This window comes from Streptomyces sp. NPDC002125, from assembly GCF_053593715.1.
In genome coordinates this window covers 601,576-618,105 of the sequence record NZ_JBSFDD010000001.1, presented here as the reverse complement: position 1 = coordinate 618,105, position 16,530 = coordinate 601,576, and the positions used below count along the sequence as shown (strand labels likewise).

Here is a 16,530-nt window from a genome sequence, read left to right as displayed (position 1 = left end):
TCGCAAACGTGCGCGAGTCGGGCAGTCCTGCGTCGTTGCCCCCCGGACCTCTGGGTCAGTCTCCCTCGCGGCGCTCCCGGGTCGAGAGGAGCCGGCGCAGCGAGTCGAGCCGCGCCGGGTCGGCGTGCCCCTCCGCGACCCAGGCGTCGAGGGCGCACTCCGGCTCGTGGGAGTCATGGGTGCAGCCGCGCGGGCAGTTCTCCGTACCCGGCTGAAGATCGGGGAAGGCGTTGATGACCCGGGAGGGATCGACGTGGTGCAGCCCGAACGAGCGAACGCCCGGGGTGTCGACCACCCAGCCCCGGCCGTCCGGCAGCGGGAGCGCGAGCGCCGAGGTGGTGGTGTGCCTGCCGCGCCCCGTGACGGCGTTGACCACCCCGGTCGTACGTCGTCTGTCCTTGGGCACCAGGGCGTTGACCAGCGTCGTCTTGCCGACCCCGGAGTGCCCGACGAACGCGGTCACCTTGTCGCTCAGCAGCTCGCGCACCCGGTCGGCGGCGTCGCCGTTCTCGAGTTCCTCGCGGCTGGTCACGATGTAGGGGACCCCGAGCGGGGTGTAGGCCTCCAGGAGCTTGTCCGCCGAGGCGAGGTCCGACTTGGTCAGCACGAGGAGCGGGGTGAGCCCGCCGTCGTACGCCGCCACCAGACAGCGGTCGATCATGCGGGGGCGCGGTTCGGGATCGGCGAGCGCGGTGACGATGGCGAGCTGGTCGGCGTTGGCGACGACCACCCGCTCGAAGGGGTCGTCGTCGTCCGCGGTGCGGCGGAGCACCGATGTGCGCGCGCTGATGCGCACGATGCGCGCCAGGGTGTCCTTGTCGCCGGAGAGGTCGCCCACGAGCGAGACCCGGTCGCCCACGACGGCGGCCTTGCGGCCGAGCTCGCGGGCCTTCATGGCCACCACGGTGCGGTCGTCGACCAGACAGGTCAGCCGGCCCCGGTCGACGGTGAGGACCATGCCGTCCTCGGCGTCCTCGTGCTTGGGGCGGGTGTGCGTGCGGGGCCGGTTGCCCTTGGGGTTGGGGCGGACGCGGATGTCGTCCTCGTCGGGGTTCTTCCCGTAGCGGCGCATGCCCTCAGACCCCGCGCCTTGCCGTGGCGGCGCCGAGCGCCCCCGACGAGACGCCGACGGCGCCGGAGGGTTCGCCGAGCATGCCGGTCCACATCTCCGGGAAGTCCGGCAGGGTCTTGGCCGTCGTGCCGACGTTCTCGATCTCCACCCCCGCCACGGCGAGGCCGATGATCGCGCCCGCCGTCGCCATCCGGTGGTCGTCGTACGTGTGGAAGACGCCGCCGCGCAGCGGACGGGGCCTGATCCGCAGGCCGTCGGCGGTCTCCGTGACATCACCGCCGAGGCCGTTGATCTCCTTGGTGAGCGCCGCCAGCCGGTCCGTCTCGTGCAGCCGCAGATGGGCGACGCCGCTCAGCGTGGACGGGGAGTCCGCGAGGGCGGCGAGGGCCGCGATGCCGGGCGTCAGCTCGCCGACCTCGCTCAGGTCGACGTCGATGCCGTGGACCGTGCCGGAGCCCGTGAAGGTGAGCCCCCGCTCGGTCAGCTCGCACGCGCCACCCATTGCGGTGAAGATCTCCCGCAGCGCGTCACCCGGCTGGGTGGTCCTCAGCGGCCAGTCGGGGACGGTGACCCGGCCCCCGGTCACCAGCGCGGCGGCCAGGAACGGCTGGGCGTTCGAGAGGTCCGGCTCGACGGTCAGATCACGGCCCAGCAGAGCGGAGGGGGAGACCCGCCAGACATCTGGTTCGCCGCCCGACTCCGGCTCGTCGACCTGGGCGCCGACCGAGCGCAGCATGTCGACGGTCATGCGGATGTGCGGCATGGAGGGCAGGGCCGAGCCGGTGTGGCGCACCTCCACGCCCTGGTTGAACCGGGGGGCGGAGAGCAGCAGTGCCGAGACGAACTGGGAGGAGGACGAGGCGTCGATGGAGACCGGGCCGCCGTCCAGCGCGCCCGCGCCGTGCACGGTCAGGGGGAGCGTCCCGCGGCCGTCGTCGTCGATCCTGGCTCCCAGGGACTTCAGCGCGCCGATCACGCCGTGCAGGGGCCGCTCGTAGGACCGGGGGTCCCCGTCGAACTGGACGGGGCCGTCCGCCAGGCAGGCCACCGGTGGCAGGAAGCGCATGACCGTGCCCGCGTTGCCGACGTCCACCCGGGCGGGGCCGTGCAGACCGGCCGGGATCACCCGCCAGGCCTCGCCCGAGCCGTCCGGGCCGACGCCCTCCTCGATGCCGACGCCCATCGCGCGCAGGGCCTGGGCCATCAGCAGGGTGTCGCGGGAGCGCAGCGGGCGGCGCAGCCAGCCGGGCTCGGAGGAGAGCGAGGCGAGGACCAGCGCGCGGTTGGTGACCGACTTCGATCCGGGCACGGTGACGGTCGCGTCGACGGCCCCGGTCGCACGGGGGGCGGGCCAGAGGGCGGGGTGCACGGAACTTTCGGTCATGCCCCTCACTTTAGTGGCTCGGCGCAATCCCAGATCCTGATCAAATGGGATGAAACCAGGGCGTAACGCAAGGGTGGTACGGGGCCGGCTCCCAGCCCCGCCCGCTCGCGCGCCCTCACAGCCCGAGCAGCCAGCGTCCGCCGCCGATCAGCGAGCTCAGCGACACCGCGTGGAAGAGGAACAGCCAGATCGCGGCCGGGGCGTGCGTCAGCCGGGCGAGCTGGTCGGCGTCGGAGTCGGGCGCACCGCCGTACCTGCGCTTGGACTGCAGCTCGAACGCCGGGCGCACGCCGCCGAGCAGCAGGAACCACACCACGGTGTACGCGAAAGCGGACTGTACGTCGGCCGAGGTCAGCCAGGACACCAGCAGGAAGGTCGTACCCGTGAGGATGACGGTGAGCGCCCCGTACAGATTGCGGATCATCACCAGCATCACGGCCAGCAGCGCGGTCGCCAGCCACAGGAGCAGGGTGATCCGGCCGTTGGTCAGCAGCCAGGCGCCGCCCAGGCCGAGCAGCGGGGGCGCCGTGTAGCCGGCCGCCGCCGTGAGGATCATGCCGATGCCGGTGGGCTTGCCGCGGCTCACGGTCAGGCCGCTGGTGTCCGAGTGGAGCCGGATGCCGGAGAGCTGCCGCCCGGTGAGCAGGGCGACCAGCCCGTGGCCGCCCTCGTGCGCGATCGTGATCGCGTTGCGGGAGAGCCGCCATATGAGGTTCGGCACGACGGCGATCAGCGCCGCCGTGGCCGTGACGACGACGAGCCACTGCTCGGGCGCGGGCTGGGTTCCGAAGACGCGATCCCACAGATCGCCCAGTTCGGTGCTGTCCATGGTGAGAGCGGCTCCTTGGGGTCTTCGAGGGATCGGCGTCCACTCGGCCGGCGGGTCGTGGCAGTCTGGCACTTATGTGCGGACGGTATGCGGCGAGTCGACGGCCGGAGGATCTGACCGGGCTCTTCGGAGTGGAGAAGTGGGAACCCACCGAGACCCTGGAGCCCGACTGGAACGTGGCGCCGACCAAGGAGGTCTACGCGGTCCTCGACCGTCCTGTGAAGGACGCAGAGGACCGGCGTCCGGTTCGCCAGCTGCGCGCCCTGAAGTGGGGACTCGTGCCCTCCTGGGCAAAATCGCCGGAAGGCGGCGCCCGCATGATCAACGCCCGCGCGGAGACGGTCCACGAGAAGCCGTCCTTCCGCCGCCCCTTCGTGTCCAGGCGCTGCATCCTGCCCGCCGACGGCTACTACGAGTGGGTCACCGGCGCGGACGAGAGGCAGCTGGAGGAGAAGGGGAAGAAGAAGCGCCCCCGCAAGCAGCCGTACTTCGTGACGCCCGCCGACGGCTCCGTCTTCGCCATGGCCGGGCTGTACGAGTTCTGGCGTGACCGGACGCTTCCCGACGACCACCCGCAGGCCTGGTGGGTCACCTGCTCCGTGATCACCACGGAGGCGGAGACGTCACCCCTGGCCGTGGCCCCCGCCGAGGGCCCGTCCTCGCTCTCCGACATCCACCCCCGGATGCCGCTGATGCTCACCCCGGACCGCTGGGACGCCTGGCTCGACCCCGCGCGCACGGACGTCGACGAGCTGAAGGGGCTGCTGGAGCCGCCGCCCGGCGGACTCATGCGGGCCTACCCGGTGGCCACCGCCGTCAGCAACGTCCGCAACAACGGCCCGGAACTCCTGGAGGAGCTGGCCGCGCCTGAGGTCGGCACCCTCTTCTGACCGGCAGGATGGAACCGTGAGCCGTATCCCAGGGACAGCGCAGCACGCCGAGACCGTCGCCACCGATGCCGGGGAGGCGAGGATCACCTGGCTCCCCGCGAAGAAGGCCCGGCTGGTGCTCGCCGTCGGCCACGGCGCCGGAGGCGGCATCGAGGCCCGCGATCTCCAGGCACTGGCCGCCGTCCTGCCGGAGCGCGGGGTGACCGTGGCGCTGGTCGAGCAGCCGTGGCGGGTGGCGGGGAAGAAGGTCGCCCCGGCGCCCCGAACCCTGGACACCGGCTGGCGCGGACTGTGGCCCGCGCTGGCCGCCGCCGGGCCGCCCGTCGTCGCGGGGGGCCGCAGCGCCGGGGCCCGGGTGGCCTGCCGCACGGCCGAGGAGCTGGGCGCCCGCGCGGTGCTGGCGCTGAGCTTCCCGCTGCACCAACCGGGCCGGCCGGAGAAGTCCCGGGCCGGTGAACTGCTCGGCGCGGGGCGGCCCACCCTCGTGGTGCAGGGCGGACGCGACCCCTTCGGGCGCCCGGAGGAATTCCCCCCGGGTGAGCACGGGCTCGTCGAGGTGCCGTACGCGGATCATGGCTTCGCCGTACCGAAGAAGGCCCCGCTGACCCAGGATCAGGCTGTGGAACTCCTCACGGACGCGGTGGCCGGATGGCTGGACGGACTCTCCTGAGGCACCCCGTCCCGAACGCGTCAGGACCGTAGCCCTCCTCACACCTCCGGCGCCCGCGTGCACCCCGGGAATGCGGCGCGGGGGGCGGCTGTTGTCGGTGGTGTCGGTACAACAACGCCGTTAGTCGAGAGGGAGTCCGCCGCATGGGTTCGACCATCTGCCCGAGTCGCTCGAACGCCGCCGAGCTTGAGTGGACGGTGCTCCACGCGCCCAAGAGCACCCCGGCGCGCGCCCAGGGCGGTGCCGATCGACAGCCCGCGCGGAAGCAAGGTCGACTATTCTCCGATGCGAGCGGGTCCGGTCTCGGTTCCGCCACATCGTTGGAGGAGGTGGGTCCGGTCACTGGGACCGACACAGGGACCGACGACGGCCGTGGGCAGGAGACGACTGCCGAGCGCAACGCGCGCTTCGAGCGGGACGCCCTCGGATATCTCGACCAGATGTACTCGGCCGCGCTGCGCATGACGCGCAACCCCGCGGATGCCGAGGACCTGGTCCAGGAGACGTACGCGAAGGCCTACGGCTCCTTCCACCAGTTCCGTGAGGGCACGAACCTCAAGGCGTGGATGTACCGCATCCTCACCAACACGTTCATCAACTCGTACCGCAAGAAGCAGCGCGAACCCCAGCGGAGCGCCGCCGAGGAGATCGAGGACTGGCAGCTGGCGCGTGCGGAGTCGCACATGTCGACCGGTCTGCGCTCGGCCGAGTCCCAGGCGCTCGACCACCTGCCGGACTCCGACGTGAAGTCCGCACTGCAGTCGATCCCCGAAGAGTTCCGCATCGCCGTGTATCTCGCCGATGTAGAGGGCTTTGCCTACAAGGAGATCGCGGACATCATGGGGACACCCATCGGTACGGTGATGTCCCGGCTGCACCGTGGGCGCCGTCAGCTGCGCGGCATGCTTGAGGACTACGCGCGTGAGCGCGGGCTCGTCCCGGCCGGAGCCGGTGAGTCGGACGACATGAAAGGCTCGGCCTCATGAGCTGCGGAGAGCCGCACGAGACGGACTGCTCAGAGGTTCTCGATCATCTCTACGAGTTTCTCGACCATGAGATGCCCGAGGGCGACTGCACCAAGTTCGAGGTGCACTTCGAGGAGTGCTCCCCCTGCCTGGAGAAGTACGGCCTCGAACAGGCCGTGAAGAAGCTGGTCAAGCGCTGCTGCGGACAGGACGACGTCCCCGCCGATCTGCGCTCGAAGGTGATGGGGCGGATCGACCTGATCCGCTCCGGTCAGGCCGTGCCCGGGCAGGACGTGGCCCTGGGCGGCGCCGACCGTCCGGCCGCCGCCGCCGAGTGACGGCCGGCGCGGCGGGCTGACCGTCCCGCCGCCCGCCCCGGGCCGTCGGCGTGTGGCGCCGGCGGCCGACCGTTCCCGTCGGCCGTCCCCGCCGACGCCCGTCGTGTCACCCGAATGTGCTAATCCGACTCGTTCGGAACCTCTCGTACGTCCAACTCGCTAGCCTGGCGCCCTCATTGATCAGGTCGGGGGGCGGGCGGTACGGGTGAGGGGCACACCGGCGGCGGCGCGCGTCTACATCCTGTGTGTGGCGGTCTGCGCCGCACTCTGCGCCCTCCCCGCGCTGTCCCCGGGCGCCGCGCCCCCCTGGGGCACGCTCGGCCTCCTCGCCGCGCTCCACCTGGTCTGCGAGCTTCCTGGCCGCCGGCCCTTCTTCGGCGGCTCCGTGCCCATGAGCGCCGGATCGTTCTTCCCCCTGCTGCTCGCTGCGGCCTTCCTGCTCCCGCCGTCCGCCGCCGCGCTCGTCGCCGTACCCGGCGCACTCGCCGGCCGGGTCGAGCAGCCGCCCGCGACGGCCCGCCGGATCTGGCGGGCCGCGCAGCTCGCCCTGACCGCGGGGGCGGCCTCCTGGACCTATGCGCTCCTGAGCGGGCCCGCCACCCTCGGCGGCGCGTCCGGGGGCGCCGTGCCCGACCTGCCGTACGCCCTCCTCCCCGCCTGCGCGGCGGCGCTCGTCTTCAGCCTCGTGCTGGCCGCGCTGGACGGCGGCATCCTCGCCACGGCCGAGCGCGTGGCCCTCCGGCACGCGTGGCGCGGACCGGCCGCGGGCTCCGTGGGGCCGCACCTGGTGCACGCGCTCGCCGGGCTCATGATGGCCGTCCTCTGGCGCAGCTCGTACGGTCCGGTGTCCGCGCTGGTCGTCCTGCTGCCGATGTACATCTCCTGCTGGGTGTTCGCGCAGTACCACCGCGAGCACGCCGCCCACCGCGCCACCATCAGGGCGCTCGTCCAGGCCGTCGACATCAAGGACGGCTACACCCGGGGGCACAGCGAGCGGGTGGGGCGCGCGTCCGAGCTGATCGCCCGTGAACTCGGCATGGAGGAGAGCCGGATGGAAGCCCTCCGCTTCGCCGGGATCCTGCACGACGTCGGCAAGCTCGGCGTCCCCACGCGGGTCCTGCGCAAGGACGGGCCGCTGACCCCCGAGGAGCGCCGTGTGATCGAACTGCACCCGGAGTACGGGCACGAGATCGTCCGGGGCATCGGCTTCCTGGACGAGGCACGCGCCGCGATCCTCCACCACCACGAGCGTCTCGACGGCAGCGGATATCCGTACGGCCTCGCGGGCGAGCAGATCCCCGAGTTCGCCAGGGTCGTCGCCGTCGCCGACGCCTTCGACGCCATGACCTCGACCCGCTCCTACCGGCGCGGGCGCCCCGTCCCGGTGGCCGTCGAGGAGCTGGAGCGCTGCGCCGGGAGCCAGTTCGACCCGCGGATGGTGCGCGCCCTGGCCCGCGCGCTGGAACGCCACGGCTGGTCCGCCGCGGCCAACACGGTCACCTCGGACGAGGGACCGCCCGGTCTGCCCCGGCAGAAGCGGGCCGGGGAGCCCACCGGGACCGCCGGCCGGCCCGGACGGCCCCGGTGACGCCCCGGCGGCCGGCGCCGGCCGTCCTCGTGGTCCGCGGCGCCGCGCTGCTCCTCGCCGTCGTCGCGCTCGGCCACACCCTGTGGAACGGCGTCGCCGAGCCCGGGCACGCCCTCGCCTTCGGACTCCTGGTCGCCGTCGGCGAGCTGGCCCGCTGGGGCGCGCTGCCCGGGGAGCGCGAGCCCGCGCCCCTGGGGGCGGCCGGGGCGCTCGCCTACGCTCTGCTCGGGCGCAGCGGCGGTGAGGTGACCACGCAGGGCGTCCTCCAGGTGGTCACCGTCGTCGTCGCGGCGCAGCTGCTCGCCTCCGTGCCCCATGTGGCGCGGGGCAGCGGCCCGGGCCCGGACCAGCTGGCCCGCCGCGTCCTGACCGTCGCCTTCGCCGCGGTGTGCTTCCAGCCGCTCCACCGGTCGGGCCTCTCGGAGCGCTGGCTCGGCGAGGGCCCGTACGCCGTCCTCTTCCTGCTCCTGCTGCTGGTCCTCACCGCCCTGTGCGACGCCGTCCTCGCGGCCCTCACCGCGGGGACGGACCGCCCGTTCGGGCCTCAGCTCCGCGACGAGCTCCGGGCCCTCAGCGGCATCGGGCCGGCCGTCTGCGCGACCGGCGTGGTGATGGCGCTCGGGGTCGCCGCAGCGGGCCTGTGGGCGCTGCCCGTGCTGTGCGTGCCGCTGCTGCTGACCCAGGTGTCCTTCCGCAGGTACGTGTCCGTCCGCACGACGTACAGGCAGACCATCGCCTCGCTGGCCCGGTCCACCGAGATCGCGGGCTACACCCCGCACGGGCACGCCCGCAGGGTGGCCGACCTCTCGACGGCCGTCGGCCGGGAGCTGGGCCTGGCCGGGCCCGAGCTGAGCGTCCTGGAGTACGCGGCGCTGATGCACGACATCGGGCAGCTCTCGCTCGTCGACCCGGTGGCCGACGGCGCGACGGCCGTCCTGCCCGCCTCGGAGCAGCGCCGTATCGCGCTGCTCGGAGGCGCGGTGGTCCGGCAGACCGGGGTGGACCCCGCGGTCGCCCTGGTGGTCGAGCAGCAGGCGGATCCGTACAGGGAGCAGCAGACCGCCGCCAGGATCGTCCGTGTGGTCAACGCGTACGACGACCTGTGCGGGGAAGGCGTCAAGGGCCCTCTGGGGGCGCTGGAGCAGCTCAGGCTCGGCACCGGCCGCGACTACCAGCCACAGGTCGTCGAGGCGCTGGCCAGAGTCCTGGCGCGAGGTGGTCTGGCCCCGGTGCGTGCGGGGTAACCCATGGGTAATGAGCGAGCGTCCGGCCCGGCATGGTTGGATGCGAAGGAGAGCGGAAAACGAGGGTGTCCAGTCGGGACAGGCGGGAATCGTGAGGATCTTCGGGAAGGTACGGCATCGGCCGTCCGCCTCTTGGCGGCAGGCCACGGACCGCGCGTTCACGCTGATCGGCGACGGCCGGTACGAGGACGCGGGGGCGCTGCTGACACGCGCGGCGGACCTGGAGCCCTGGCTCTCCGAGTCCTGGTTCAATCTCGCGCTGCTGCACAAGTTCAGGCACGACTGGGAGCAGGCGAGGGCCGCGGGTCTGCGGGCCGTCGCCCTGCTCGACCGCGAGTCCGGCGCCCCGGACTGGTGGAACGTCGGGATCGCCGCCACGGCGCTCCAGGACTGGCCGCTGGCCCGCCGGGCATGGCAGGCCTACGGGCTGAAGGTGCCGGGCAGCGGCCAGCACAACGCGGCGTCCAACAGCGAGCCCACGGGCATGGAGCTGGGCAGCGCTGCCGTGCGGCTCTCGCCCGAGGGCGAGGCCGAGGTCGTCTGGGGCCGCAGGCTCGACCCGGCGCGGATGGAAGTGCTGTCGATCCCCCTGCCGTCCTCAGGCCGGCGCTGGGGCGAGGTCGTCCTGCACGACGGCGTGCCGAACGGCGAGCGGATCACGGCGGCCGGGCCCTCGTACCCCGTCTTCGACGAGATCGAGCTGTGGGCGCCCTCTCCCGTGCCGACCTGGGTGGTGCTCCTGGAGGCCGCCACCGAGGACGACAGGGACGCGCTGGAGCAGCTCGCCTCCGACGCCGGTTTCGCCGCCGAGGACTGGTCGTCCTCCGTGCGGCTGCTCTGCCGGGCCTGCTCGGAGAGCCGGATGGAGAGCGACGAGGGCGACGGCGAGCACCTGGACCCGCACGACCACAGCGAGCCGGGCCACCCCGGGCCCCTGGGCCATCGCACGGCCGGAGACCTCTGGGTGCCGGAGCGGGAGTGCGGCATAGCGGCCCCCGCAGGGCTGGTGCGCGGGCTGCTGGACGGCTGGGTGGCGGACAGTCCGGACAGCCGTGAGTGGCGGGATCTGGAAGAAGTCTGCTGAGCGGTGCCCGTAGGCTGTACGGGCACCGATTCCGGTGCGGATACTCACGGGTTCAGGTTGCAGGAAGGCGTACGGCGGACATGTCGCAGCAGGAGACGGACCAGCAGGCCGGTGTGGACGACGAGGGATTCCTCGTGGACACCGAGGACTGCGAGGCGCGCGAGGCGGCGCACCGCGAGCGCGGCACCTCCCGCCCGATCACGGTGGTCGGCAACCCGGTCCTGCACAAGGAGTGCAGCGACGTCACGGAGTTCGGCGACGAGCTCGCGCAGCTGATCGACGACATGTTCGCCAGCCAGCGGACGGCGGAGGGCGTGGGCCTGGCCGCCAACCAGATCGGTGTGGACCGCAAGGTCTTCGTCTACGACTGCCCGGACGACGACGGTGTGCGGCACGTCGGCGCCATCTGCAACCCGGTGCTGGAGGAGCTCGCGCCTGAGCGGCGCGTTCTCGACGACTCCAACGAGGGCTGCCTCTCCGTGCCGACGGCGTACGCCTCGCTCGCGCGTCCCGACTACGCCGTCGTGCGCGGTCAGGACGCCCGGGGCAACGCGGTGAAGGTGCGGGGCACGGGGTACTTCGCGCGCTGCCTCCAGCACGAGACGGACCACCTCTACGGCTACCTCTACATCGACCGGCTCTCCAAGCGGGACCGCAAGGACGCGCTGAAGCAGATGGCCGAGGGCACGCCGCGCTACGAGGTCGTCCCGAACGACTGATCCGGATCCCGGGGACAGCGTCATAGGGGCTCCGCCCGGTGGGCGGGGCCCTTTCCCGTGTCCGGTGCCGGCGTGAGGTGTTCGCCGTCCAGTGTTCTCCGGGGCGTGGTTGACGCGCGTCGACCCGTCCGACAGGCTCTCTCCCACGCTTCACGGCCATACCTCACAGCGCAGGGAGACCCCCATGCTCAGACGTACCGCACATCTGCTGCTCGGCCTTGTCATGGCCATGGCTTTCGCGGTCGGCGGTGCCCTCGTCACCGCCGGCACGGCTCAGGCCGACGGCTGTTACACCTGGACCCGCACACTCTCGCCGGGCGCCACGGGCAACGACGTCACACAGCTCCAGATCCGGGTGGCGGGCTATCCGGGATACAACTCCGTGCTCGCCATCGACGGTTCGTACGGCCCCGCCACCACGGCCGCGGTCAAGCGCTTCCAGTCCGCCTACGGCCTCGCGGCCGACGGCATCGCGGGCCCGGCCACGCAGTCCAAGCTCTACGCCCTCCAGGACGACGACTGCACCCCCGTCAACTTCACCTACCCCGAGCTCAACCAGTGCAACAGCACCTGGGCGGGCGGAGCCGTCGCCGCGGGCACGGCCAAGGCCAACGCCCTCAGCAGCATGTGGAAACTGCAGGCACTGCGGCACGCGCTGGGTGACCAGCCCCTCCGTGTCACCAGCGGCTTCCGTTCCACCAGCTGCAACTCGGCGGTCGGCGGGGCGACCAACAGCCGCCATCTCTACGGTGACGCCGTCGACCTCGGCTCCGGACCGCACTCGCTGTGCACCATCGCGCTTCAGGCCCGCTACCACGGGTTCAACGGGATTCTCGGCCCGGGCTACCCCGGCCACGGTGACCACATCCACGTGAACCAGGGGCCGAGCCACTTCTGGTCCGCCTCCAGCTGCGGCATCTGACCTGCACCCCTCCGGGGGCCGTCCGCTCAGGCCACCTCGGTCAGTTCGGCCGGTCCCCGGAAGGTGCGGCGGTAGGCGTTCGGAGTCGTACCGAGCGCGCGTACGAACTGATGGCGCAGTGCCGCCGCGTTCCCGAAGCCGGTCCGCCCCGCGATCGTGTCCATGGTCTCGTCCGAGGTCTCCAGGAGGTGCTGTGCCAGCAGCATCCGCTGCCGGAGCAGCCAGCGGTACGGAGTGGTGCCCGTCTCCTGCTGGAAGCGGCGGGCGAAGGTGCGCGGCGACATGTGCGTCTGGGCCGCCAGCTGTTCGACGGTCAGCTCCTGGTCGAGATGGCGCTCCATCCAGGCGAGCGTCTCACCGACCGTGTCGCACCGGGTGCGCGGCAGCGGCCGCTTGATGTACTGCGCCTGCCCTCCGTCCCGGTGCGGCGGCACCACCATGCGGCGGGCGATGGCGTTCGCGACGGCGGGCCCGTGCGCCTGGCGGACGAGGTGCAGAGCGGCGTCGATCCCCGCGGCCGTGCCCGCCGACGTGATGACCGGGCCGTCGTCGACGTAGAGCACGTCCGGCTCCACACGGGCCTGCGGGAAGCGGCGGGCCAGCTCCTCCGCGTGCCGCCAGTGGGTGGTGCAGCGGCGGCCGTCCAGCAGCCCGGCGGCGCCGAGGACGAACGCGCCGGAGCAGACGCTCAGGACCCGCGCCCCGCGCTCCACGGCCCGGCGCAGGGCGTCCAGGACCTCCACGGGATACTCCCGCCCCACGAAGTGGCTCCCCGCCGGTACGGCGACGAGGTCGGCCTCCTCCAGGCGGTCCAGACCGTGGGGGGTGCTGATGGTGAACCCGGCGTGCGTCCGGAGGACGGGCCCCTCCGCCGACACCACCGCGAAGTCGGTGACCGGCAGCCCTTCGTCGGAGCGGTCGAGCCCGAACACCTCGCACAGGACGCCCAGTTCGAAGGGATGGACCTCGTCGAGCAGCAGAGCGGCGACATTCTTCAGCATGAGATGAGTGTGGCAGTAATTCGATGCTGCATGACAGTCCTGCCACTGCCGGAATCGAGCCGCACGGACGACAGTAGAGCCATGAACACATTCCTGAGCTTCCTGTCCATAGCCGTACTTTTCGCCCTCGTCCTGCTGCCCGCGGTCCTCGGGCTCGCCCGCGAGCGCCGCATCGACCGCGAGCTGCGGGAGGCGGCGGAACGCCGCCACGAGGCGCAACCCCCGGAAACGGCAGGCGCCGCGCGGCCGTTCACGGCCACGCGGCGCCCCCACCTCAGGTCCTGGGCCAGGATCTAGAAGTCGTCGTCGAAGCCGACCGACCCCTCCACCGCCACCTGGTACGCGGAGGGACGGCGCTCGAAGAAGTTGGTCAGCTCCTGCACCCCCTGGAGCTCCATGAACGAGAACGGGTTCTCGGAGCCGTAGAGCGGCGGGAAGCCGAGCCGGGTGAGCCGCTGGTCGGCGACGCACTCCAGATACTGGCGCATCGACTCGGTGTTCATCCCCGGCAGGCCCTCGCCGCACAGATCGCGGCCGAACTGCAGCTCCGCCTCGACGGCCTCCTTCAGCATGTCGGTGACCTGCTGCTGGAGGGCGTCGTCGAAGAGGTCCGGCTCCTCCTTGCGGACGGTGTCCACGACCTCGAACGCGAAGTTCATGTGCATCGTCTCGTCACGGAACACCCAGTTGGTGCCCGTGGCGAGGCCGTGCAGCAGACCGCGCGAGCGGAACCAGTAGACGTAGGCGAACGCGCCGTAGAAGAACAGCCCCTCGATGCACGCGGCGAAGCAGATCAGATTGAGCAGGAAGCGGCGGCGGTCGGCCTTCGTCTCCAGCCGCTCGATCTTCTCGACCGAGTCCATCCACCGGAAGCAGAACTGAGCCTTCTCGCGGATCGAGGGGATCTCCTCGACCGCGTCGAAGGCCGCCGCGCGGTCCTCCGGGTCGGGCAGATAGGTGTCGAGCAGCGTCAGATAGAACTGGACGTGCACGGCCTCCTCGAACAGCTGGCGCGACAGGTACAGCCGCGCCTCGGGGGAGTTGATGTGCTTGTAGAGCGTCAGCACCAGGTTGTTGGAGACGATCGAGTCCCCCGTCGCGAAGAACGCGACCAGCCGGCCGATCATGTGCTGCTCGCCCGGCGACAGCTTGGCGAGGTCGGCGACGTCCGAGTGGAGGTCGACCTCCTCGACGGTCCAGGTGTTCTTGATCGCGTCCCGGTAGCGCTCGTAGAAGTCCGGGTAGCGCATGGGGCGCAGGGTCAGCTCGAAGCCCGGGTCGAGCAGGTTCTTGTTCTCGGTGGTGCTCATTACTGGCAGGCCTCGCAGGACTCGGGGTTTTCGAGGGAGCAGGCGATCGCGTCCGCGTCGGGAGCGGCTGCCTGCTGCACGGGAATCGGAGCGGCGGCGACGGCCGTCCCGGACGCCGCGCGGGCGATCCGGGTCGCCGGGCGCGAACGCAGGTAGTACGTCGTCTTCAGCCCCTGCTTCCAGGCGTACGCGTACATCGAGGAGAGCTTGCCGATCGTCGGCGTCTCCAGGAACAGGTTCAGCGACTGGCTCTGGTCGAGGAACGGCGTACGGGCCGCCGCCATGTCGATCAGACCGCGCTGCGGGATCTCCCACGCCGTGCGGTACAGCGCCCGCACGTCCTCGGGGATCCAGGCGAAGCCCTGCACGGAGCCGCTCGCCTCGCGCAGTGCCTCGCGGGTCCGGGCGTCCCAGACGCCGAGCTTCTTCAGCTCGTCCACCAGGTAGGCGTTGACCTGGAGGAACTCACCGCTGAGCGTCTCGCGCTTGAAGAGGTTGGAGACCTGCGGCTCGATGCACTCGTAGACCCCGGCGATCGAGGCGATCGTCGCCGTCGGCGCGATGGCGAGCAGCAGCGAGTTGCGCATCCCGCTCTTCGCGATCCGGGCGCGCAGGGCGTCCCAGCGCTCCGGCCAGTTCAGCTCGGTGGCGTAGTGGTCGGGGTGCAGCACGCCCCGGGCGGCGCGGGTCTCGGACCAGGCGGGCAGCGGGCCGGACCTCTCGGCCAGGCCGCAGGAGGCCTCGTAGGCGGCGAGCATGATGCGCTCGGAGATCTTCGTGGAGAGCGCGCGGGCCTCGGGGGAGTCGAAGGGCAGCCGCAGCTGGAAGAAGACGTCCTGGAGGCCCATCGCGCCGAGACCCACCGGCCGCCAGCGGGCGTTGGAACGCCCGGCCTGCTCGGTCGGGTAGAAGTTGATGTCCACGACACGGTCCAGGAAGGTCACCGCCGTACGCACGGTGGCGTCCAGCCGCTCCCAGTCGATGGTGCCGTCGGCGACGAACGCGCCGAGGTTGACCGACCCCAGGTTGCAGACAGCCGTCTCACCGTCGTCGGTGACCTCCAGGATCTCGGTGCAGAGGTTCGAGGAGTGGACGACCCTGCCCGGCTCGGCGGTCTGGTTCGCCGTGCGGTTGGACGCGTCCTTGAACGTCATCCAGCCCTGGCCGGTCTGCGCGAGGGTGCGCATCATGCGCCCGTAGAGCTCACGGGCCGGCATGGTCTTGCGGGCCAGCCCCTTGGCCTCGGCGGCGCGGTACGCGGCGTCGAACTCGTCGCCCCACAGGTCCACCAGCTCGGGGGCGTCCGCCGGGGAGAACAGCGACCACTCGGTGTCCGCGTCGACCCGGCGCATGAACTCGTCCGGGATCCAGTGCGCCAGGTTGAGGTTGTGCGTACGCCGCTGGTCCTCACCGGTGTTGTCGCGCAGCTCCAGGAACTCCTCGATGTCCGCGTGCCAGGTCTCCAGATAGACCGCGGCGGCACCCTTGCGCCGGCCCCCCTGGTTGACCGCCGCGACCGAGGCGTCGAGCGTCTTCAGGAACGGCACGATGCCGTTGGAGTGCCCGTTCGTCCCCCGGATGAGTGAACCGCGCGCGCGGATACGGGAGTAGGAGAGGCCGATACCGCCCGCGTGCTTGGAGAGGCGCGCCACCTGGTGGTAGCGGTCGTAGATGGAGTCGAGCTCGTCCAGCGGTGAGTCCAGCAGATAGCAGGAGGACATCTGCGGGTGCCGGGTGCCGGAGTTGAAGAGGGTGGGGGAGGAGGGCAGATAGTCCAGCCGGCTCATCAGGCCGTACAGCGCGGCGACCTCCTCCAGGGCGCGCTCGGAGGTGTCCTCGGCGAGCCCGGCGGCGACGCGCAGCATGAAGTGCTGCGGGGTCTCGACGACCTCGCGGGTGAGCGGGTGGCGCAGCAGATAGCGGCTGTACAGCGTCCGCAGCCCGAAGTAGCCGAAGCGGTCGTCGGCCCCGTCGGCGAGCGCCTGCCCGACCAGCGCGTCCAGAGCGTCTGCGTGCAGCGCGACGAACTCCGCCGTACGGTCCGCGATCAGGCCCTCGCGGTGTCCGGTGGCGACCGAGGCCGAGAAGGAGACCGCCCCCTGTCCGGCCGCCTCGTCCGCGATGGTGCGGGTGAGGAGCCGCGCGGCGAGCCGGGAGTAGGCCGGGTCCTCGGAGATCAGGCCGGCGGCGGCCTCGGTGGCCAGCGAGCGCAGCTCGGCCTCGTCCGCCCGCGCGCTCCGGCCGCGCAGCGCGGCGGCGGCGACCCGTCCGGGGTCGGTGTCGGGCAGATCGGCGGTGAGACCGGTCAGGGTCCGCAGCAGGGCGGTCCCGGGGGCGTCGGCCGCAAGGCCTTCGGATTCCTCGGCCGAAACCGGATCGGCTGGCGCGATGGTCACTGGGGCTATCCCTCGCTCGGCTCTGGGCCTGCGGGAGCGGGGCAGCCGGGGCACGACCGAGCCCGCGAAAGGGCAGCACGGCGTGCACGGCGTCCACCGGCCCTCCGCGGGGCCCGGA

General features: G+C 72.0%; 16 protein-coding genes. 10 read left to right on the top strand and 6 right to left on the bottom strand.

The features are described from left to right. Positions 1-55: 55 nt before the first annotated feature. From rsgA to ACWCQM_RS02685, 3 genes are all read right to left on the bottom strand, one after another. Complete coding sequence (gene rsgA, locus ACWCQM_RS02695) at positions 56-1,072, bottom strand: ribosome small subunit-dependent GTPase A (protein WP_450913553.1); 1,017 nt, start codon at positions 1,070-1,072, stop codon at positions 56-58. Between the two features lie 4 nt (positions 1,073-1,076). Next, complete coding sequence (gene aroA, locus ACWCQM_RS02690) at positions 1,077-2,456, bottom strand: 3-phosphoshikimate 1-carboxyvinyltransferase (RefSeq protein WP_450913552.1); 1,380 nt, start codon at positions 2,454-2,456, stop codon at positions 1,077-1,079. 115 nt (positions 2,457-2,571) lie between these two features. Further along, on the bottom strand, positions 2,572-3,285 hold the full coding sequence (locus ACWCQM_RS02685; protein WP_450913551.1) for a M50 family metallopeptidase: 714 nt from the start codon (positions 3,283-3,285) through the stop codon (positions 2,572-2,574). Between the two features lie 74 nt (positions 3,286-3,359). On the opposite strand from ACWCQM_RS02685, the gene ACWCQM_RS02680 reads away from it, so the two are divergent. The 9 genes from ACWCQM_RS02680 (at position 3,360) to ACWCQM_RS02640 (ending at position 11,705) form a co-directional block, all read left to right on the top strand. Continuing rightward, on the top strand, positions 3,360-4,175 hold the full coding sequence (locus ACWCQM_RS02680) for an SOS response-associated peptidase (RefSeq protein WP_450913550.1): 816 nt from the start codon (positions 3,360-3,362) through the stop codon (positions 4,173-4,175). A gap of 16 nt (positions 4,176-4,191) precedes the next feature. Further along, positions 4,192-4,845, top strand: a complete 654-nt coding sequence (locus ACWCQM_RS02675; protein WP_450913549.1) for an alpha/beta hydrolase family protein — start codon at positions 4,192-4,194, stop codon at positions 4,843-4,845. A 329-nt stretch (positions 4,846-5,174) separates the two neighbouring features. Beyond that, positions 5,175-5,831 (top strand): sigma-70 family RNA polymerase sigma factor, encoded by a 657-nt coding sequence (locus ACWCQM_RS02670; protein ID WP_450913548.1) that lies wholly within the window; start codon positions 5,175-5,177, stop codon positions 5,829-5,831. Continuing rightward, positions 5,828-6,148, top strand: a complete 321-nt coding sequence (rsrA, locus tag ACWCQM_RS02665) for a mycothiol system anti-sigma-R factor (RefSeq protein WP_450913547.1) — start codon at positions 5,828-5,830, stop codon at positions 6,146-6,148. Before ACWCQM_RS02670 ends, rsrA begins: the two co-directional genes overlap by 4 nt. 205 nt (positions 6,149-6,353) lie before the next feature. Next, positions 6,354-7,736 (top strand): HD-GYP domain-containing protein, encoded by a 1,383-nt coding sequence (locus ACWCQM_RS02660; RefSeq protein ID WP_450913546.1) that lies wholly within the window; start codon positions 6,354-6,356, stop codon positions 7,734-7,736. Next, complete coding sequence (locus ACWCQM_RS02655; protein ID WP_450913545.1) at positions 7,733-8,980, top strand: HD-GYP domain-containing protein; 1,248 nt, start codon at positions 7,733-7,735, stop codon at positions 8,978-8,980. Before ACWCQM_RS02660 ends, ACWCQM_RS02655 begins: the two co-directional genes overlap by 4 nt. Before the next feature lie 91 nt (positions 8,981-9,071). Next, on the top strand, positions 9,072-10,064 hold the full coding sequence (locus ACWCQM_RS02650; protein WP_450913544.1) for a tetratricopeptide repeat protein: 993 nt from the start codon (positions 9,072-9,074) through the stop codon (positions 10,062-10,064). 80 nt (positions 10,065-10,144) lie between these two features. Beyond that, positions 10,145-10,783 (top strand): peptide deformylase, encoded by a 639-nt coding sequence (gene def / locus ACWCQM_RS02645; protein ID WP_073745059.1) that lies wholly within the window; start codon positions 10,145-10,147, stop codon positions 10,781-10,783. A 184-nt stretch (positions 10,784-10,967) separates the two neighbouring features. Next, on the top strand, positions 10,968-11,705 hold the full coding sequence (locus tag ACWCQM_RS02640; RefSeq protein ID WP_450913543.1) for a D-Ala-D-Ala carboxypeptidase family metallohydrolase: 738 nt from the start codon (positions 10,968-10,970) through the stop codon (positions 11,703-11,705). Between the two features lie 26 nt (positions 11,706-11,731). On the opposite strand, the gene ACWCQM_RS02635 is transcribed toward ACWCQM_RS02640, so the two are convergent. Beyond that, positions 11,732-12,706 (bottom strand): GlxA family transcriptional regulator, encoded by a 975-nt coding sequence (locus tag ACWCQM_RS02635; protein ID WP_450913542.1) that lies wholly within the window; start codon positions 12,704-12,706, stop codon positions 11,732-11,734. A gap of 81 nt (positions 12,707-12,787) precedes the next feature. Here ACWCQM_RS02635 and ACWCQM_RS02630 point away from each other — a divergent pair, with 81 nt between their 5' ends. After that, positions 12,788-13,003 carry a hypothetical protein gene (locus ACWCQM_RS02630; protein WP_450913541.1) on the top strand — a complete coding sequence of 72 codons (216 nt, stop codon included), beginning with the start codon at positions 12,788-12,790 and terminating at the stop codon, positions 13,001-13,003. On the opposite strand, the gene ACWCQM_RS02625 is transcribed toward ACWCQM_RS02630, so the two are convergent. Together ACWCQM_RS02625 and ACWCQM_RS02620 are read right to left on the bottom strand one after the other, a co-directional pair. After that, positions 13,000-14,016: a ribonucleotide-diphosphate reductase subunit beta gene (locus tag ACWCQM_RS02625; protein WP_450913540.1), complete on the bottom strand. Its 1,017-nt coding sequence runs from the start codon at positions 14,014-14,016 to the stop codon at positions 13,000-13,002. The genes ACWCQM_RS02630 and ACWCQM_RS02625 overlap by 4 nt on opposite strands. Next, the gene (locus tag ACWCQM_RS02620) at positions 14,016-16,412 is read right to left on the bottom strand and encodes a ribonucleoside-diphosphate reductase subunit alpha (protein ID WP_450913539.1); all 2,397 of its coding nucleotides are present in this window, start codon (positions 16,410-16,412) and stop codon (positions 14,016-14,018) included. The genes ACWCQM_RS02625 and ACWCQM_RS02620 overlap by 1 nt, the downstream gene beginning before the upstream one ends. Between the last annotated feature and the right edge of the window lie 118 nt (positions 16,413-16,530).